The sequence below is a fragment of the Bacillus cereus group sp. RP37 genome, assembly GCF_040459695.1.
Lineage (GTDB): Bacteria > Bacillota > Bacilli > Bacillales > Bacillaceae_G > Bacillus_A.
Genome location: NZ_JARVHP010000001.1, coordinates 2,133,312 through 2,151,308, shown reverse-complemented (window position 1 = coordinate 2,151,308; position 17,997 = coordinate 2,133,312). Strand labels below are relative to the sequence as shown.

The following is a 17,997-nucleotide window of genomic DNA, read 5'->3' as shown; positions in this document are numbered from 1 at the left end:
TTTTTGCATATTGCTATTTTATCAAAGGGGTTTTAACATTTCCATATTTTATAAAAAGCTTTCGCATTTTTCTTCAATTAAATAGCAATGAATATTTATCATCTAAAAATTATAGTTTTATATAGGTCATTGGAATTTTATCCACATTAAGTGAATTAATGACAAATAATCATCATTTACATGTTATAATTGCGATGTATACATTTAATTGTATTAAATGTATATGTGTAATACGTATATTTAATAAAGTTAAATTAAACTGGGGAGGCTTTCTCAAATGGGCAAGAAAACAAGCAAAGCTAAAAAAATTTTCGGATTCGTAATCACCACAGCACTAGCAACTACAATGCTGGTAGGCACAGCAAACGCACAAACAACTACGAATAACTATAAAGTAGTTGGCAATATGAACACTGTATTTACAGATGTACCAAAGGACCACTGGTCAAAAGATGCTATTGATTACTTAGCAGCAGCAGGACTTTTTAACGGATATGGAAATGGAAAATTTGGTTTTGGGGATAATATTACTAGAGGCCAGGTAACTTCTTTAATCGCTCGTCATTTAGGTTTAACAGCAAATAATGAACAGAGCAATATGTTTAACGATATTAAAAATCATATGTTTGAAAAGGATATTAAAGCTATTGTACAGGCTGGAATTATGACAGGTGATGGAACAGGTGCTTTTCGTCCAGATGATGCATTAACTCGGTATGAAATGGCAGTAGTATTACAAAAAGCATTTCAATTACAATCCAAAGGAGAAAATAACTTTAAAGATGTACCTCAAGATCATTGGGCTTATAAATTTGTAAATACGCTACGTAGTAACCGAATATCCTACGGTGATGGGGCAGGTAATTACAATGGCAACATGCTTGTGAAACGTGAGGAGTATGCACAATTCTTCTATAATGCAATAGCAAAAAACAGAGATTATAATTTCAACATCAATACAAAAGAAGAAATGAAACAAATGTTAACAACAGCTTTACAAGATGGGACGTTTGGTCCATTTAAATTAAATGCATTGGGTAAAGATATATCTGAGGTGAAAAAAGAATTTGGAGTACCTGATGTTTGGAAGCAAGCACCATGTACAGAATGTGATGCACCTAATACAGCGGTATACGGAGATTATAATATTGACATGTACCCTTCGGACGCTAGATATATATGGGTAAAAATGGATATCTCTATCAATGAATTAAAAGAGTGGTTTGGTGAACCAGATGGAATCGGAGAGGATATGACTAGTGAAGGCTTTATATATAATCGAGGTAGCTATTCTCTTTATTTCAGCTTCTCTGATGGTTATATTCAACGTGCTGAAATATCTAAAAGTGAACATCATTAATACGTTACAAGCAATATACAATATATAAAGCATAAAAAAATCCTTCAAGAACGTGCCTTTTCTTGAAGGATTTTATTTTGTTCCTACCTATTTAACATAATACAAAGCTGTAAAACTACTACTGATTAAAGTTCCACTTTATTTTTCTTAGTGCTCCGCATTCCATTCACTTAAATACGTTGCATATTCAAATTCATCTGGATCATCATCTAGTATAGAAATAAACTCTAATTTATTTCCATCACAATCTAGAAAATATACGCTTGCAGCTGGCATCCACCTTTGGACAATTGGCTCTTCATTTCCTTTCCCCTGACTCCCTACTACCTCTATTCCACACTTCTCTAACCATAATTTGGAACCCTTTAAAAACTCTAAATCTACACGAAAAGCGAAGTGTTTCGTCTTAAAATCTTCATTACTATGTACTTCCCATAATCCGAGCATTTGTTTTTTATTTTCTCCTACCCAAAAGAACGCAACTCGTCTTTTCGATAGTCTTTTTGCTAATGTTAAACCTAACTTATTTTGATAGAAATCTATCGCCTTTTCTAAATTTCTTACATGTAAATGAGTTTCATATATGCTTTGTATCATATTATATTTTCCCTCCTCTACATTCTGATTTTTAAAATATATTTTGTTTTTATCATACAAATATTTATATTTTTAAGCATCCTACTTTTGTATCATTGTTCTTTCCTTCAAATGTATAGGTATCCAGCTTTAACGAATACCCCAACGCTGGAATTCAATACAATGAAACTAGTGAGGTTTTATTCCCCCACACTAATCATGCTTTTATGGAAAATTGACTCTCACCTTCTTTCCTCCCATTAGAAGCTTTACTGCCCACAAATAGCAGGGTAAAAATTCTATTTACATTCATAAATTTTTATAATGTAATAAGATTAACATCTTACTAATAAGAGGAGGAACCATTCTGGATAAAACCAAAGTTATGGCTTATTTTAGTGCAACGGGTGATGTATTTCCTGTTGAAGCAATTACCAATGCCCTACGTATCGAGCCTACAAGAACTTATAAAAAAGATGATGTTGTTGCAAGACGTGATAATCCGAATCTTGTATCCACCAAAACCCTATATAGAAAAGAGACGGATTGGACTTTAAGCACTGGCTATCAAGAATCATACGATATAAATAATCAGTTACATGTTATTCTACAATCTCTTGAAGGAAAAACAGAGCAATTAAAACATCTCAAGAAGAAGTATGGTTTACAGTTTCTTTTTATGGTAGTAATTCAAGTGGAGAATAACGAATCACCTGCAATGTATTTACAAAAAGAGATTATTGATTTTGCTAGTTTTATTCAAGCAGAAATTCATTTTGATCTATATATTCACTAAAAACAAAAACGCTATTGATATTGAAATCAACAGCGTTTTTTTATGTGACTATATGTTTTATCTTTCTTGTACCCAAAAGCAAATTCTTTTTATATAGCGTATTACTTCAATTTCCCCTCAAAGACAATTTTTCTACCGCACGGTTCAACTTCTGTTTTGCCATCTTTCTTCACTTCATGAAAGATTGGCTCTTCCATACGACGAGACGGTGCGTATCCTTCTTGTTCCATACGTGCTAAGCAGTCTGTAATTGTTTCATTTTCAAGTACTTCAAATTTCTTTTTATTAGGTTGTTTTGTCATGCCCTAACCTACTTTCTATTTTTCTTGATGCGAATTGATTCTTCATGTAGATCATATATACCATTGCGAGAGTTCCTATTATAATCATAACCGCAATGAAAAAGCTTGTATACTGTATTTTTTCTATAAATAAGCCTCCTAATACAGGCCCCATAATACTTCCTAAACTAAAGGCGATTCCAGATAATATATTACCCGCTGGTAGTAAGTGTCTCGGTAATAAATCAGTCATAAATCCAAGCCCTAAAGAGAAGCACGATCCAATGACCATACCAGCTAACAACATGCAAGCAAAGACGATCCAGTAATATTGATCAAATACGGCTGCAAGCAAGAAAATACCCGTACTTATGCTAAACGTCCATGTTAATATACGGTCTCTTCCGTATTTATCACTTAATATACCGAGCGGAATTTGTGTAATGATGCCCCCAACTGCAAACGCTGGTAATAAGAAGGATACTTCTGAAACAGACCATCCTTTTCGAAGCGCGTATACTGGTAAGTTACTGTTTAACATTGCTTCCAGTACGCCATATGCAAGTGGTCCCAGCAGTGCAATCCATCCTAATCCAACAACTTGTTTATAACGAGAAAATGATGATTCACTTTTCACTTCTCTTTCATCTTGTGCTGGGAATGCATTTTTCGTTGGTAATAGTAAAAGCCATCCTATTAAACAAAGTATCGTAGATATCATAAACGGCGTCGCAAGGCCGTATTGAACAGTGCTCGCTAAATACGGACCAACAGCAAAACCGATTCCGAAGAATACACCGTATATCGATACTTGTCTACCTATTTTACTTGGGTCCGATGTTGTCGTGATCCACGTTTGTGTTCCGACATGAAGCATATGATCTCCGACTCCAACTAGAAATCTAAGGATAAACCATACCCAAAACGAAAATGTTTGTGTAAAAAAGAATAATGAAATAATAACGAGAAACCCACCAATGACGATAATTGGCTTCATTCCAAACTTTTGCATCGGTTTTTCAAGAAACGGTGAAATAACTAATATCCCAATATATAATGCCGTCGCATGAATACCGTTAATACTTGAACTAACCCCTTCTTGTTCAAAAATCATTGCAATGGCAGGTAAGAGCATCCCTTGTGACAAACCCGAGATTGCTACAATTCCAACCATAATCCAAAAAGTAAAACGCATCGACATTCCTTTCCCTCTCCCCCTCCTTCTCACGCTTTCCACTTTTCATTATAAACTGTTTCTTCAAATGCGTGTACGAATATTCATAATAAAAAAGAAGCCAAAAGAATGAACCTTTCAGCTTCTTAACCTTCCCAAACTTGTGCTTTCACATTGTTATGGAATTGCTTGAAATACGGATGTTTATAAAAAGCAGTTTCATACGCGTATTGCTGTGCACTAGCGATTGGTGGCTGCGGATATTGAAGTTGTAAAGGAACTACAGCTGGTGAAACTTGCATATACAGCGGAGCTATCATTATTTTTGTATATAAGTGATGATTATATGGCGAATGCGCAATTAAGAACGGATGATGCATTGATAATCTCCCCTTTTACCTACAATGTTATAGTATATGCAATACGTTTCATTTCGGGGATTATTTCTGTTCTAACCAATCCTCTACATGCTTTATAAACACATCTAAACAATCAATAAACGGCGAATGACCGCAATCTTCTAACACTTTTAACTCTGCATTTGGCAAATATTTTGCTAATTCCTCACCGACTACTTGCGGTACGACATAATCTCTGTCACCTTGTATGACGAGTGTCGGAGCTTTAATACGATGAATTTGTTTATTTCCCTCTACAACCCCGTTATGTTCATCCGAAATATTAAATGTAATGAGCGCATAATTCACATCTACGAAATTACGCTGCGTTAACATATCGTCTAAATACTTTTCATAACGATCCGGTTCAGGTTGATTATGTGTATATATTAATAAATTCCATACTGTACGGTAATATAATTTATTCATGTTTTTTATCGCATCTAGTACTGGAGCAATTTGTACGGGGTCTTGCGCGATTTCTTCTTTCGTCTTTACTAAGCTTGATACGATTGGTTGCCCGTTTATATCCTTTTTAAAAATCGGATATCCTTTCATGCCCACTGATTCTACTAAAATTAACTTTTCAACAAACGTTGGATGATTCGCTGTAAATTGCATCGCAACACCACCGCCCATTGACCAGCCCATTAATGAAAATTTCTCTAATTTTAATTGATCAATAACTAGTTTTAGATCTTCTGCAAAGTCTTGTATTGAATCTATCGACTTATTATATGTTGATTGTCCAAACCCTCTTAAATCAAGAGCGTAAATATGGTATTGATCTTGTAGCTTTTCAATAACTAAATCCCAGTGTTGTGACGATGTCATGTTCCCGTGAATGAGTACAAGAATTTCTGTATTTTGCCTTCCAACTTCCTGATACGCAATCGTTTCTCCGTTCGATAGTGAAACAAACTCCATTGTTGCAGGCTTAATCATCACAAGTTCCCCCATTCTTTTTAATAGAAAGAAAATTCTTTACTTACTTAAAGAATAACATACAGAATGTATGTTCTCAATATAAAACCTATACAAAATTTTTACATGAATCAACATGTCTATTACTAGACAATTATAATAAAAAAGTATATAGTTAGCTAGGTAACTAATTTGAAAGGATCAAAATACATGGACGAAAAACAACATTTTTTTCACATTGTCAGCCAAACTTCTCGAAAATTCACAAAGAAATTTAATGAACGCGTATCTCCAACTGGGTTATTTAGTGCGCAATGGGCTGTTATTTTCCGCATTAATCAAACCGGTTCTTGTACGCAAACAGAATTATGCCAGTATTTAAATGTTGAATCACCAACGATGACTCGCACGTTAACACGTATGGAAACGATGGGCTGGATTATTCGTACAGAAGGAAAAGATCGCCGTGAAAAGCTTATTTCATTGTCTGATACAGCATTAAAGATGATACCTGTATGGCAAGAAGAAGTTGATACTTTCGAAGAAAAAACGCTAGATGGTATTAACGAAGATGAGTTACATCAAGCATTTCAAGTGTTACAACAAATCATTAAAAATTTAGATTAAATTGGAGGGATGACGATGCAAAGTGAAAAACTTTGGACGAAGGATTTCCTCGGAACTTGTTTTAGTAGTCTATTTCTCTTCTTAACATTTTACATGCTTATGACTACTCTGCCCGTCTACGTTATAGACAACCTAAAAGGAAAACCTGAGGAAATTGGTTTAGTTGCAACTGTTTTTCTTATTTCATCTGTTTTATGTAGACCATTTACAGGTAAATGGCTCGATGATTTAGGAAGAAAGAAAATATTATTTATTTCACTTTCATTATTTTTAGCTGCTACTGTTATGTATTTCGGTGCGCAAAGTTTATTTTTATTACTTGCCCTTCGCTTCTTACATGGTATTGGGTTCGGTATGGCAACGACAGCAACTGGTACGATTGTCACAGATGTTGCGCCAGCTCATAGACGCGGCGAAGCACTTGCCTATTTCGGCGTATTCATGAGTCTGCCGATGGTAATCGGTCCTTTTTTAGGTTTAACAATTATCTCTCATTTTTCATTTACTGTACTATTTATCGTTTGTTCCGTATTTTCATTGCTTGCATTTTTATTAGGACTACTTGTAAATATTCCGCATGAAGCACCAGTGAAGAAACAAAAACGAGAAAAAATGAAATGGAAGGACTTAATTGAACCATCCTCTATTCCGATCGCTCTGACAGGATTTGTTTTAGCCTTTTCTTATAGTGGCATTTTATCCTTTATTCCTATTTATGCGAAAGAGATCGGTTTAGGAGAAGTTGCTAGTTACTTCTTTATTGTATACGCACTTGTTGTTGTAATTTCTCGTCCATTTACAGGAAAGATTTTTGATCGCTTTGGTGAAAATGTACTTGTTTACCCTGCTATCATTATTTTCACCATTGGGATGTTTATTTTAAGCCAAGCACAAACTTCATTTTGGTTCCTTGGCGCAGGTATGCTAATCGGTTTAGGCTACGGGACATTAATTCCTAGCTTCCAAACGATTGCAATTTCTGCCGCTCCAAATCATCGACGTGGTTCTGCAACAGCTACGTACTTCTCATTCTTTGATAGTGGTATTGGATTTGGTTCTTTCATTTTAGGTATCGTCGCAGCGAAATCAAGTTACCATAATATGTATTTCATCGCAGCTATTATCGTTGCGTTCACTTTACTTCTCTATTATGGATTACATGGACGAAAACAAAAATTCAAGAAACAACATACAGACGGAAAAGTTTCCGCTTAACAGGAATAAGGAAAGTAAACTTCCCCGTTTACTTTCCTTATTTTGTATTTCTTTTAATAGAAGCGTATACTTATAATAGAAATAAAAAGGAGGGACCTCTATGAAATTTAAAAAATCTCCCCTACTCTTACTCATAATCACATTCATTTTTGTAATTACAGGGCTCGGTTTTACATACTTCAAACATAATAAAACAACCCCATCAAAACATAACGTGACGAAGAAAAATTGGTTAGATGATCCATACTTACGTTGGTCGTATACACATATGAAAGAATTCACTTTAATTAACGAGGTAAATCATAACCCGGATCAAGTTTCCCACTTCTCTACCGCGTTGCAAAACTTAGATGATTTTGCCGTGGAGCGTATGTTTGGAAATACAACTCCTCTAAAAAAACTTTTGGACGATAACAAAACGGATGCTTTTGTTGTTGTACATAATGGACAACTTGTTTATGAACGATATTTCAATGGATATAACGAGAGTGAACCTCATGGCATGGCGTCATTAGCAAAGGTCTTTACCGGAGCAATGATACAATCTCTCGCTGAAGAAAACCGTATTGACTTAGAAAAAACAGCTAACACATATATAAAAGAATTAAAAAATACACCGTTCGGTAATGCCACACTTCAGCAATTAATGGATATGCAAGTTTCTGTAGAATACCCTACTCATGGATATGAACATCCAGCGTTAGAAAATCAAGATGCACAACTATATTTAGCTAGCAATATTTTATCACGCGGTAAAAACTACGACGGTCCGATGAAAATTTATGATATGTTACGAGAAGCAGAAGAAACTGCACCGCCTGGTTCCGATTTTTCTTACGATAACGGATCAGCGGAAACACTCGCTTGGGTGATTCGAACGATCACTGGTAAATCATTAGCTGAAAATGTTAGCGAACAAATATGGTCTCAAATTGGTATGGAAGAAAACGCGTATTATGTTACAGATGAAACGAAGATAGAGCAAGCAAGCGCTGGCTTAAATGCAACTGCTAGAGATATGGCTAGATTCGGGCAATTACTATTAAACAACGGGGAATATAACGGAAAACAAATTCTCCCTTCTTCTATTACTGAAGATATAAAAAATGTCCAAGAAGGTGAACTTGCAGTTGGCCCTGGAGCTTCCATTTCTTATCATAATCAATGGTGGATTCCGCACAATGAACAAGGTGCTTTCGAAGTGTTAGGTAGTTATGGACAGACACTTTACATCGATCCGAAAGCAAATATGGTCATTGTTCACTTCTCTTCTAACGCTACGCCAAGTAATGAAATACATTCAGTTTACTCAAATATGTATATCGATATTGCACATCATTTAGAGAAGCTTCCACAGTAGTGGAAGCTTTTTTTATTTACACAAATTCCATTCCAATTAGCACTTGGTTAGTAGGAGTTGCCGAAAGAATTACTATTTGAGCCACGCCTAAACCCTAATTATCGTGATAATATTTTATACATTTGAAAACACTAGTGGTTCACTTATCTAACCTAAAGATAAGTATGTGATCCTTTTACAATTTGAATTTCTTTTTAAGCTTCTTATATGTTCTATACGAACGTCTAACAATGTTTAACATAAAATACGGTATTTTAACAGGAAAAGGAAATTTATAAATGAAAGGCAAGTAAAAGGCAAAATATGCCTTTTCCAGGTCTCTCCACTTACTATCTTCTTTTGTTTTTAAGAAATCAGATACATCGACTACATATCCCCTTCCGTTTTCCATCATCACATTTTTCCCGTGAACATCACAAGGAGTTAGTCCTTGCTTCCTTGCATACTCTATAGCTCCATTGATATCAAGGATTACCTGCTTAGGAATTTTAATCCCCTTATGAATAGCATCGTATAAGGTAATTTCTTTTAAACGTTTTAATACTATGAAATTTTCTCCTTTATATATAAGCTTCGAATAAGAAGGATGATTTCCGATTCTTCGGTATACTTCTGACTCTTTTTCAATTCCTTCTCCTTCTCGCGCGTAGACTTTCACTACCCAATCTTTGTATTCTTTGTGCATAAATACTGCGGCGTAATTACCTGTACCTAAACACTTCCAAAGTCTAGGAATATCTTTAACTACTACAGGCTCAAATTCATCCTCACTTCTTATGCTTACCTCTTTTAATAATTCATCTTTTATCAATCTCACAAAAATATTTATACTCATCATTTCCACTCCGGTTTTGCTACAAGGGGTCCCACCCCATGCCCATCAAGTTAAAAAGTACATTCTTCCCTAATACGAAAAAAACGAGCAGACTTCACTAAGTAACTAACTTTAGAGAAATACATTTTCATTTAGGAGCGTACTTCAAAATCTTAAAATGGATATTCTAGGCAAATATATACTATTGATACAATAAGTTATGTTAACTTCACATAATTATATTATACAAAAACTTAGCAAATACCGTTACGAAAAGTGTACAAATTACATTTATTAATAATATACAACTTATACAGGTTGTTCAAAGAAGAAAAGGAGGTCAGTCATTTTAAAACACGCCTAAACATATTCGTCTATTCCCATCTCTTCCCCTTGTATATAGAGCATCATTTTCAATTTCAGTTCAAAATGAAATAACATTTCAATATAAATTATCAATCTACCTAGACATTATGACAATACCCTTAAATTTCTGAATTTTCTATATATTAAAGGGTATTACTCAAATAACCTCGAATAATTGTAATAAACATACATTAGGAGGTTGATCTATTTTGTTTCGTTCTTTTACTAATGGTTGCGTCGCCTTAGTGCAACGTTTCTTGCCAGAACCGTTTATTTTATCATGTTTATTAACTGTTTTTGTTATCTTCTTCGGCATGTTTGCAACGCACCAAACACCTGTGGAAATGATTAATCACTGGGGTAATGGCATTTGGGGACTACTCGCCTTTTCTATGCAAATGGCACTTGTACTCGTAACAGGATCTGCTTTAGCAAATGCTCCTCTTATTAAAAAAGGATTAACGAAAGCTGCAAGACTACCGAAAACGAATGGACAAGGTATTATTGCCATTTCAATCGTAAGTTTACTAGGAGCATACATAAACTGGGGATTTGGTATTGTTGTATCTGTTTTATATGCAAAAGAAGTGGCCAGGCAGCTTGAAGGATTAGATTATAGACTAGCAATTGCTTCTTCTTACTCTGGATTTCTCATTTGGCATGCGGGGCTTTCTGCTTCTATTCCTCTTACGTTAGCAACTGGCGGCGAAACGTTAATTAAAACGACAGCGGGAAGTATAAAAGAAGCGATTCCAATAACAGAAACATTATTTTCACCATACGCACTCGTTCCAGTTATTATTTTTCTCGTTACGATGCCTCTCATTAATAAAGCGATGCATCCAGATGAAAAACATACGATAACGGTAGATCCTAGCGTATTTCATGAAGAAGCTGCCGCTCAAGAAGTAGGGAACAATACGTTCGCTGAAAAAATGGAAAATAGCATCATTATTACACTTTGTGTTGGATTGTTAGGTCTCATTTATATTTTCAATTACTTTTATACGAAAGGCTTTAACCTTACTCTCGATATCGTGATTTTTATGTTATTAATTGCTGGACTTATTTTCCACCGTACTCCGATTCAATATATTCGCGCTTTTTCGGACTCTACGAAAAGTGCTTCTGGTATTTTACTTCAATTTCCGTTTTACGCAGGAATTATGGGAATGATGATTGGAGCAAATAGTGAAGGACTTTCACTTGGAGGAGCTATTTCGAATTTCTTTATTAGCATTTCAAACGAAACGACTTTCCCGCTCTTTACTTTTTTAAGTGCTGGCATCGTTAATATTTTCGTTCCGTCTGGCGGCGGTCAATGGGCTGTGCAAGCACCCATTATGATTCCAGCTGGTGCTGAACTTGGTGTCCCTGCTGCAAAAACAGCAATGGCAATTGCGTGGGGTGATGCTTGGACAAATTTAATTCAACCTTTCTGGGCATTACCGGCATTAGCGATAGCTGGTTTAGGTGCTCGTGATATTATGGGATTTTGCGTTGTGAACTTACTATATGCAGGATTTATCATTAGTCTATGTTTCTTATTTATCTAAATGAAAAGCTAGTTTTATACTAGCTTTTTTACATAATAAATTATTTATTTCCCACGCAATTTATAATCCTTTCCCACTCTATCTCCGTAAGATGTAACGCCTCAAATGCAAAAAAGTCTTCACATATTTTTTCAATTAAATCTGGATTGTTCTTAAGGAAATTCCACTGTAATGCTTTAGGAAGAAAATATGTTTCATATTCTTTACTTCCTCTTACCACCTCATCAACTTCTCTTTCACAAATCCCTCTTATTAGATAATCATTTCTTAATTGAATCGTCATTTGTTGAAATGTTTCGCTACATTTTTTCAATTGAAGTAAACATGTAATATACGTTCGCAAAAGTTCGTTATCATACCCACAACAGTTTAGAATACGATCGATTTCATTCATAATGTACGAGCCTTTTCTTCTATTTGTACTAACCATTTTTCCCGCTTCTCTAGTTTACTCGTTTTCACTGATTGGAACACTGACCGTTTTATATCGCGAATACCGCAAAAACGTAAAACGCCTCTCTTCATCATAATCCAATCTGCTGATCGGTATAATAATGCGACGTACCATAAAGGCGAGTCCAACGTATTAATAACCCACGCTTTCTTTCCGTTCAATAATCCTTTCGGCAGGGCACCTTCATATTTATAAGCAAATCCAGCTACGAAAATGCGATCAATAAATCCTTTTAAAATAGCAGGCATCCCCCACCACCATATCGGATAGATGAAGAGAAGCGTATCTGCCTCTTCCACTAATTTTCTATATCGCGCTGTCTCTTCCTCATTTACTAAATCACGTCTTTTCTTCTCTTCATTAAATACAAGGACTGGATCAAATTGTTCCTTATATAAATCAAGTACCGTAACCGAATGATTTGTTTCTTGTAATCCTTTTTGCACATGCTTTAAAATCGCCGCGTTAAAACTGGAAGGACTAGGATGAGCGTATACAATTAGTACATTCACTACAAAACAACTCCCTCTATAAGTTAAAGTTTCCCCTTCTTTAACATCTTCTCTACAATTTGTACGTTTTTCGAACTTTGTAATAAACGATTTAATACTGTAAGTAACTCTTCCTTTTCTAAATCTTTCAGTTTCTCTTTTACCGTACTTTCACCAGCACCTTGAATATCATAAACAACTGCCGCCATATGCTTGCAAAGATTCTCATAAGGACACTCGCAGCTACTTTCTGTAAAATCTTCAAGATCAATAATCACTTCATAGTTTCCTGCATTTCCAGTAACGAAAGCAAAAACTTTCTTATCGTGTATTTCAACATCTTCTACATGTCCATCTTCATAATATTCGTATCCTCTATCTACAATGTATTTCGGAATCCATTTCGTTATATCATGTAATAAGTAAGCGTACATAACAACACCTCTTCCTTTAATTCCCTTTTGACTTCCAAAACCCTGCATGTTATTCTAATAACTGTCAAATAGTAAGTCTATATGACAAAACGACTGACACCTATTCGGCGGAGGTGTCTCTTTTCATTTGCAGCCGATATGAAGTGCCTCTTTCAGGCACATTCAATCTTTGACACTACACACTCAACACCATTCCCTTGTATCAGGCTGCTTCAGCAGTCTTTTACTCTACATACTTCAAAAAAAGAGAGCTTAGCTCCCTTTTCTCGCCTTATAAAATACCCCTTTTTCAGTATAGAGATATTCATCAGCTAATGTAATTTTCCCATCCAGTTTCAGTTCATCTAATAGTCTTGATAAATAAAATTGATGTAACATCTTTTTCGTGAATTTTCCTTCATGATGCGAAACGATATGTTCTTGAATATCTAACAATGATATTGGCTTATCTTGCTCTATCATATATTCATAAACTGTACTACGCAGTTTTACGTATTTTTCGAGTGTCACAGTACTTCGCAACCCCTTTCTTCTTAATATAAATTTTCGTAATCGGTTTTTTTGACAACAAAAAAACCTCTCCGATAAGAAGAAGTTACGTATATATCTTCGTCTTATCTCCCAGAACAAATATGTTCTGCTGGAATTAGCACCTGCATCGCGGTTGCTGGGTTTCATCGGGCCAGTCCCTCCACCTCTCTGGATAAGAAAATATTCACTTAAATCTTACTATACGTAATTTCATTTCAATTGTCAAACAAATACAACAAATTATATTTTCTTTCTTCCTGTTCATACTATACATATATGAATATGCAAGGAGGAGTATGAAATGCACGAAAATGCTCGCGGATATGTACAAGATTCTTTTCAATCATTACAAGAAGCAAAACATTGTTTAGAAGCAGCGCTACAGACCGTTGAAAAAGATTTTAATCGCGCACGTATTGAACAATCCCTTTATGCGATCGAACAAGCTATTCAACGTTGTGATTACACGGTTCACATTTTAGAACAAGATTGAAAAAACTTCCCATCATAAGATGGGAAGCTTTTTCAAATGGCATACTTCATAATTATTACCGTTATGATTAAAAAATATACAGAATTAGCAATTTCTAAAATACCTACTTTTATAATAGAAATTTTTTTACCGTACAACATAATTGCTCGCATGACACTTGGTATAAAAATAAGAGAACACCACGGATTCATAGCAAATACAATGATTGTTAATACAATATGATAACCCCAAGATATAAAACGATACTTCGGGTTATTTTTCTCACGTATCATCGTTTTCACATAAAACGTACTTCCTAAAAAATATAAAAATGATATAAGTGCAATAAATAGTGCTGTTTTATCTATAAGTTTCATTGAAAAATAATAACTAACTAAACCGCCAATACAGAAAACAATAATCGCACTAATGTCATTTAGTAACGCTCTTTCATTCTTTTGACGAGCGTAATACATATTTACAATAAATAATGGAATCATTACTGCTACGAATAAAAGGATGCGCCATTCATATAATAGAGAAATCATTCCAAATACGAACGCGATGATAAAATATACAATTGCAGCATGTAACAACTCTTTTTTTCGTCTTTGCTTTATGTACATAAGAAATGGATACGTAGCTAAATAGATAAAGAACCAAGCTAAAAACAATGGAATATGATACATAGTAGGTTTCCCAAGAATAACACTTACTAGAAATGGTATAACGAGCATAGCCCATGCACCGTGTTGCTTCGGAATAACTAACTTCATTAACTATACACCTCCCTTTTGAAAATAACTCTCACCTACTATTATACAAATAATTTTATATAATAACGGATATATATTGAATCGATTTTTTGACAATAAAAAATGCTCCTTACAATATGTAAGAAGCATGAAAGAGGCAAACGAATATGTAAGTCGCGACCCTACCTTATATGAGTATGCTTTTCTATGCCATGTTATGCTTTTCTAATATGCCATATTTCTTTTTAAATCTTGTAAGAATCGTAATCCAAGACGTACTAAATAATAGTAAGAAAACAACATTCGAAATCGCATGGCTCAAATCGAAATAAAAACTTGCGATATAATACGAAATGACAGCTTCCCACGTTGCCTCACGTATGAAACCGAGAAGCCCCCAGAAGTTCATAATCCAGCCAAATAAAAATCCAACAAACAATCCGTATAGAAGTCTTCCCCATAACTTTTTCATTAAAAATGTATTACGTAATAATCCAGCTATAAAACCAATCATACCCCACGAAAACATTTGCCACGGCGTCCACGGACCTTGTCCTAAAAAAATGTTAGATACGATAGCCGCTGTTGCACCAATCATAAAACCAGTTTCACTCCCAAACACAATTGCAGAAACGATAATGACAAATGAAGTCGGTTGTACACTTGGCAATATCGAAAATGGTACGCGGCTAACTGCTGCAATTGCCGCTAACACAGCAACGAGTACAATTTCACGTGAAACAAAAGCCTTTCTTTCAAAGCGGATATAAAACGGTAACATAATAACAACTAATAAAAACAAACTACTTAACATGTAATAACCGTCCATGATAAGTGTAGTAAAGAGTAATGTGCCTATTATTACTGCAAAAATACATATTATGAATGCAACATATCGTTTGGACACGCTTCGTACACATCCTCCCACGTTAATGCATATGGTAACTCTTTTCGAATAAATCGATTAATAGAGGTTGTATAAAAGAAGTTGCCACTAAAAAATTCTTTCGGTGTATCATTCATAATGACTGCTCCGTCAAATAACATCATACATTGATCAACGTATTTCGCTGCAAACTCAATATCATGCGTTGCCATTACAATTGTTGTACCTTCTTTTTGTAGCTTTCTAAATACCTCTCCTACTCTTTCTTTTTTCCACGGATCTAATCCCTTTGTCGGTTCATCAAGTAATAATAAAGTCGGCTTTGATAATAACGTTGTACATAACGCAAGTAGTTGTTGCTCTCCCCCGCTACAATCATGCGGATGGCGTTCTTTAAGCGAGCACAACCAAAACTTCTTCAACATATCTTCTGCTATTTCTTTTCCTTGTTCTCCGTATAACTCGCGTGCACGTTCATACACTTCTTCCCACACTGTATCAAATGTAAAATGATAATACGGATGCTGTGATACATACCCGATACTTTTAAATCGTTCTTTCGAATCAATTTTATGTATCACTTTCCCATTCCACTTTACTTTCCCTCTTCTCGCTTTTTGCAATCCCGCTAAAATCGTCAAAAGCGTGGACTTCCCGGTACCGTTTTTTCCAACGAGAGCTACCCATTTTCCTTTTTCAATCGATACGGTTAAGTCTCGTAAAATAAGTGGACTATTTTTTTCATATTGAAACGAAATATGCTCTGCACTTAAAATAACTTCGTGTTTTTCACTTTTTGCTACTGGCTCATTCACATATGATATCTCTGAAAAGTTATTCAGTTTCATTTGCGCTTCTCGCACTGTAAACGGAATATCTTCTACATTCCATTCTAAAAACAATCTTGGAATTTGCGGAATAAATGGACGGAACTTTTCAACTTCCCACATGTTCGCTATAACCGTTTTAGGGCTGCCATCATACACGATTTGACCATTATTCATACAAATAACGCGTGTTGCAAGTGGTATCACTTCATCTAAACGATGTTCACTTAAAACAATCGTAATGCCAAGTTCTTCGTTAATACGTTTTAACAATCCTAAAAACTCTTTCGCTGCAATTGGATCTAACTGCGCCGTCGGTTCATCTAATAATAATAGTTTTGGCTGCATAACTAATACCGCAGCTAAATTGACGAGCTGCTTTTGCCCGCCAGATAACGTATGAACAGATTGGTGCAATAAATCTTGAAATCCTAAGAAGCTAATAAGCTCTGCTATTCGTTTTTGAATAATCTGTGATGGTAACCCGATATTTTCTAAAGAAAATGCTAATTCTTGAATGACCGTATCCATTACGAGCTGATTTTCTGGATTTTGAAATACCATACCAATTTCTTGTGCAGATAATAAATCAGGTACTTCCTCTAATAAAACGTCCTCATAAAAAATTTCTCCTGAACGTGTACCGATTGGAAGTAATTCCTTTTTAAAATGTTTCAATAAAGTCGTCTTTCCAGAGCCTGACCCTCCAGCAAGTGCAATAAACTCTCCTTTTTGAATAGAAAGAGAAATATGCTGTAACGCATATTCGTTCTCATCAGCATATACAAATGATAAATTGTTTATTTCTGCATGCGCCACCATATCCATTCCTTTCCTTCCATTATAATTGGTAGACTAATAAACATCATAAATACTCCGAACATCACTCCATCGTATTGCTGAAATAGAATAGATTCGACTTTCGGATAAATGATTAGCTTTCCCCCGCCATACGTATTACATATAATAGCAATGATAAGTAGAATACTTAAATAACTGAGCGTACACCAATCTCGTCTTTCCATTCTATACCGAATATATGTCGTACGCTTCGTTACACCAAATCCACGGGCTTGCATAGAATCTGCTGTTTGCAGCGCATCTTCTAATGAACAAATTAATAATACTTGTAGCAATTGCATACCGTTTTTCACCCGTTCCACAATGGAACCTGCATCTACTTGTATACCTTTTGTCTTTTGGACGAATGTTATTTTCTGTAATCGCCTCATAAACAATGGAACAAACCTCACCGTAATCATCGTTAACAATGCTACTTTCGGTGAAATTCTAGAAAACAAATATAAAAATTTATGACTTGAAATAATATCATTATACGAAGCAAACGTAAACATAATCGCAACTAATAATAACCCCATTACTAGTCCGAACATAATCGCCTCAAGCTTAATACGGCTATCACCTAACCAAAATAATGTAGTTCGGCCTCTATGCGTTAATAACGAATTAAATAAAATGACCATAAAAAAGAAAACGATTGTGCTCGGTAACATCTTTCTTATCTTTTCGCTATTCCCTTGCATCACATTGATTATAACGATTAATAGAATTGCCCCAATTAAAAAAAGAGGATGAAGACACATCATACATAGTATCATCACCCCGATATAATAGAAAAAATTCACAAAAGGATGTAAAGAAGAAAAACTTATTTTCATAGTCCTTTACCGAATGCCTTT

Annotated in this window: 21 protein-coding genes and 1 riboswitch; of the genes, 7 read left to right on the top strand and 14 right to left on the bottom strand. The window is 35.0% G+C overall.

Translation table 11 applies throughout. The features are described from left to right. Window positions 1-277 precede the first annotated feature (277 nt). Window positions 278-1,360, top strand: a complete 1,083-nt coding sequence (locus QCI44_RS11395; RefSeq protein ID WP_098486222.1) for an S-layer homology domain-containing protein — start codon at window positions 278-280, stop codon at window positions 1,358-1,360. A gap of 147 nt (window positions 1,361-1,507) precedes the next feature. Here the strand turns inward: QCI44_RS11395 and QCI44_RS11390 are convergent, their stop codons facing one another. Further along, window positions 1,508-1,957: a VOC family protein gene (locus tag QCI44_RS11390; protein WP_098413125.1), complete on the bottom strand. Its 450-nt coding sequence runs from the start codon at window positions 1,955-1,957 to the stop codon at window positions 1,508-1,510. Between the two features lie 364 nt (window positions 1,958-2,321). Between QCI44_RS11390 and QCI44_RS11385 the strand changes: the two genes are divergently transcribed. Beyond that, window positions 2,322-2,732, top strand: coding sequence for a DUF4279 domain-containing protein (locus QCI44_RS11385; protein WP_016087080.1), 411 nt, complete (start codon window positions 2,322-2,324; stop codon window positions 2,730-2,732). A 101-nt stretch (window positions 2,733-2,833) separates the two neighbouring features. Here QCI44_RS11385 and QCI44_RS11380 read toward each other — a convergent pair whose 3' ends face one another. From QCI44_RS11380 to phaZ, 4 genes are all read right to left on the bottom strand, one after another. After that, window positions 2,834-3,034: an NETI motif-containing protein gene (locus QCI44_RS11380; protein WP_000166302.1), complete on the bottom strand. Its 201-nt coding sequence runs from the start codon at window positions 3,032-3,034 to the stop codon at window positions 2,834-2,836. Then, a complete protein-coding gene (locus QCI44_RS11375) occupies window positions 3,018-4,214 on the bottom strand; it encodes an MFS transporter (RefSeq protein ID WP_016134993.1) in 1,197 nt (398 codons plus the stop codon). Before QCI44_RS11375 ends, QCI44_RS11380 begins: the two co-directional genes overlap by 17 nt. A gap of 119 nt (window positions 4,215-4,333) precedes the next feature. Continuing rightward, the gene (locus QCI44_RS11370; RefSeq protein WP_016087078.1) at window positions 4,334-4,567 is read right to left on the bottom strand and encodes a hypothetical protein; all 234 of its coding nucleotides are present in this window, start codon (window positions 4,565-4,567) and stop codon (window positions 4,334-4,336) included. A 60-nt stretch (window positions 4,568-4,627) separates the two neighbouring features. Next, window positions 4,628-5,545 carry an intracellular short-chain-length polyhydroxyalkanoate depolymerase gene (gene phaZ / locus QCI44_RS11365; protein ID WP_116329296.1) on the bottom strand — a complete coding sequence of 306 codons (918 nt, stop codon included), beginning with the start codon at window positions 5,543-5,545 and terminating at the stop codon, window positions 4,628-4,630. A 174-nt stretch (window positions 5,546-5,719) separates the two neighbouring features. On the opposite strand from phaZ, the gene QCI44_RS11360 reads away from it, so the two are divergent. From QCI44_RS11360 to QCI44_RS11350, 3 genes are all read left to right on the top strand, one after another. After that, complete coding sequence (locus QCI44_RS11360; protein WP_016087076.1) at window positions 5,720-6,136, top strand: MarR family winged helix-turn-helix transcriptional regulator; 417 nt, start codon at window positions 5,720-5,722, stop codon at window positions 6,134-6,136. 15 nt (window positions 6,137-6,151) lie between these two features. Continuing rightward, on the top strand, window positions 6,152-7,351 hold the full coding sequence (locus tag QCI44_RS11355; protein ID WP_016087075.1) for an MFS transporter: 1,200 nt from the start codon (window positions 6,152-6,154) through the stop codon (window positions 7,349-7,351). Window positions 7,352-7,451: 100 nt separating this feature from the next. After that, window positions 7,452-8,711 carry a serine hydrolase domain-containing protein gene (locus QCI44_RS11350; RefSeq protein WP_016087074.1) on the top strand — a complete coding sequence of 420 codons (1,260 nt, stop codon included), beginning with the start codon at window positions 7,452-7,454 and terminating at the stop codon, window positions 8,709-8,711. Between the two features lie 175 nt (window positions 8,712-8,886). On the opposite strand, the gene QCI44_RS11345 is transcribed toward QCI44_RS11350, so the two are convergent. Beyond that, entirely contained in the window at window positions 8,887-9,546 is a 660-nt protein-coding gene (locus tag QCI44_RS11345) for a serine/threonine protein kinase (RefSeq protein WP_033660097.1), read from the bottom strand. Between the two features lie 554 nt (window positions 9,547-10,100). Between QCI44_RS11345 and QCI44_RS11340 the strand changes: the two genes are divergently transcribed. After that, window positions 10,101-11,447 (top strand): short-chain fatty acid transporter, encoded by a 1,347-nt coding sequence (locus QCI44_RS11340; protein WP_016134996.1) that lies wholly within the window; start codon window positions 10,101-10,103, stop codon window positions 11,445-11,447. Between the two features lie 40 nt (window positions 11,448-11,487). Here QCI44_RS11340 and QCI44_RS11335 read toward each other — a convergent pair whose 3' ends face one another. From QCI44_RS11335 to QCI44_RS11320, 4 genes are all read right to left on the bottom strand, one after another. Then, window positions 11,488-11,841 carry a hypothetical protein gene (locus tag QCI44_RS11335; RefSeq protein ID WP_016087071.1) on the bottom strand — a complete coding sequence of 118 codons (354 nt, stop codon included), beginning with the start codon at window positions 11,839-11,841 and terminating at the stop codon, window positions 11,488-11,490. Further along, window positions 11,838-12,413 carry an NAD(P)H-dependent oxidoreductase gene (locus tag QCI44_RS11330; RefSeq protein ID WP_016087070.1) on the bottom strand — a complete coding sequence of 192 codons (576 nt, stop codon included), beginning with the start codon at window positions 12,411-12,413 and terminating at the stop codon, window positions 11,838-11,840. The genes QCI44_RS11335 and QCI44_RS11330 overlap by 4 nt, the downstream gene beginning before the upstream one ends. A 23-nt stretch (window positions 12,414-12,436) precedes the next feature. Continuing rightward, entirely contained in the window at window positions 12,437-12,874 is a 438-nt protein-coding gene (locus QCI44_RS11325) for an SWIM zinc finger family protein (RefSeq protein ID WP_116329297.1), read from the bottom strand. A gap of 204 nt (window positions 12,875-13,078) precedes the next feature. Continuing rightward, on the bottom strand, window positions 13,079-13,336 hold the full coding sequence (locus QCI44_RS11320) for a hypothetical protein (protein WP_000171478.1): 258 nt from the start codon (window positions 13,334-13,336) through the stop codon (window positions 13,079-13,081). A 101-nt stretch (window positions 13,337-13,437) separates the two neighbouring features. Next, window positions 13,438-13,536: riboswitch (SAM riboswitch) on the bottom strand. A gap of 122 nt (window positions 13,537-13,658) precedes the next feature. Between QCI44_RS11320 and QCI44_RS11315 the strand changes: the two genes are divergently transcribed. Then, the gene (locus tag QCI44_RS11315; protein WP_000544998.1) at window positions 13,659-13,850 is read left to right on the top strand and encodes a hypothetical protein; all 192 of its coding nucleotides are present in this window, start codon (window positions 13,659-13,661) and stop codon (window positions 13,848-13,850) included. Window positions 13,851-13,882: 32 nt separating this feature from the next. Here QCI44_RS11315 and QCI44_RS11310 read toward each other — a convergent pair whose 3' ends face one another. The 4 genes from QCI44_RS11310 to QCI44_RS11295 all read right to left on the bottom strand — a co-directional run bounded on the left by QCI44_RS11310 (window position 13,883) and on the right by QCI44_RS11295 (window position 17,976). Further along, a complete protein-coding gene (locus QCI44_RS11310; RefSeq protein ID WP_353811133.1) occupies window positions 13,883-14,605 on the bottom strand; it encodes a YwiC-like family protein in 723 nt (240 codons plus the stop codon). Between the two features lie 184 nt (window positions 14,606-14,789). Next, window positions 14,790-15,491 (bottom strand): ECF transporter S component, encoded by a 702-nt coding sequence (locus tag QCI44_RS11305; protein WP_353811132.1) that lies wholly within the window; start codon window positions 15,489-15,491, stop codon window positions 14,790-14,792. Then, the gene (locus QCI44_RS11300; RefSeq protein WP_016087066.1) at window positions 15,464-17,125 is read right to left on the bottom strand and encodes an ABC transporter ATP-binding protein; all 1,662 of its coding nucleotides are present in this window, start codon (window positions 17,123-17,125) and stop codon (window positions 15,464-15,466) included. Before QCI44_RS11300 ends, QCI44_RS11305 begins: the two co-directional genes overlap by 28 nt. Further along, the gene (locus tag QCI44_RS11295; protein ID WP_353811131.1) at window positions 17,098-17,976 is read right to left on the bottom strand and encodes an energy-coupling factor transporter transmembrane component T; all 879 of its coding nucleotides are present in this window, start codon (window positions 17,974-17,976) and stop codon (window positions 17,098-17,100) included. The genes QCI44_RS11300 and QCI44_RS11295 overlap by 28 nt, the downstream gene beginning before the upstream one ends. Between the last annotated feature and the right edge of the window lie 21 nt (window positions 17,977-17,997).

Bases quoted from the DNA above. Each gene is read 5' to 3' on its own strand.
- QCI44_RS11375 (WP_016134993.1), bottom strand. From the start codon at position 4,214: ATGTCGATGCGTTTTACTTTTTGGATTATGGTTGGAATTGTAGCAATC.
- QCI44_RS11345 (WP_033660097.1), bottom strand. From the start codon at position 9,546: ATGAGTATAAATATTTTTGTGAGATTGATAAAAGATGAATTATTAAAA.
- QCI44_RS11295 (WP_353811131.1), bottom strand. From the start codon at position 17,976: ATGAAAATAAGTTTTTCTTCTTTACATCCTTTTGTGAATTTTTTCTAT.
- phaZ (WP_116329296.1), bottom strand. From the start codon at position 5,545: ATGGGGGAACTTGTGATGATTAAGCCTGCAACAATGGAGTTTGTTTCA.
- QCI44_RS11300 (WP_016087066.1), bottom strand. From the start codon at position 17,125: ATGGATATGGTGGCGCATGCAGAAATAAACAATTTATCATTTGTATAT.
- QCI44_RS11360 (WP_016087076.1), top strand. From the start codon at position 5,720: ATGGACGAAAAACAACATTTTTTTCACATTGTCAGCCAAACTTCTCGA.
- QCI44_RS11390 (WP_098413125.1), bottom strand. From the start codon at position 1,957: ATGATACAAAGCATATATGAAACTCATTTACATGTAAGAAATTTAGAA.
- QCI44_RS11385 (WP_016087080.1), top strand. From the start codon at position 2,322: ATGGCTTATTTTAGTGCAACGGGTGATGTATTTCCTGTTGAAGCAATT.
- QCI44_RS11335 (WP_016087071.1), bottom strand. From the start codon at position 11,841: ATGAATGAAATCGATCGTATTCTAAACTGTTGTGGGTATGATAACGAA.
- QCI44_RS11315 (WP_000544998.1), top strand. From the start codon at position 13,659: ATGCACGAAAATGCTCGCGGATATGTACAAGATTCTTTTCAATCATTA.
- QCI44_RS11310 (WP_353811133.1), bottom strand. From the start codon at position 14,605: ATGAAGTTAGTTATTCCGAAGCAACACGGTGCATGGGCTATGCTCGTT.
- QCI44_RS11395 (WP_098486222.1), top strand. From the start codon at position 278: ATGGGCAAGAAAACAAGCAAAGCTAAAAAAATTTTCGGATTCGTAATC.
- QCI44_RS11380 (WP_000166302.1), bottom strand. From the start codon at position 3,034: ATGACAAAACAACCTAATAAAAAGAAATTTGAAGTACTTGAAAATGAA.
- QCI44_RS11325 (WP_116329297.1), bottom strand. From the start codon at position 12,874: ATGCAGGGTTTTGGAAGTCAAAAGGGAATTAAAGGAAGAGGTGTTGTT.
- QCI44_RS11355 (WP_016087075.1), top strand. From the start codon at position 6,152: ATGCAAAGTGAAAAACTTTGGACGAAGGATTTCCTCGGAACTTGTTTT.
- QCI44_RS11370 (WP_016087078.1), bottom strand. From the start codon at position 4,567: ATGCATCATCCGTTCTTAATTGCGCATTCGCCATATAATCATCACTTA.
- QCI44_RS11350 (WP_016087074.1), top strand. From the start codon at position 7,452: ATGAAATTTAAAAAATCTCCCCTACTCTTACTCATAATCACATTCATT.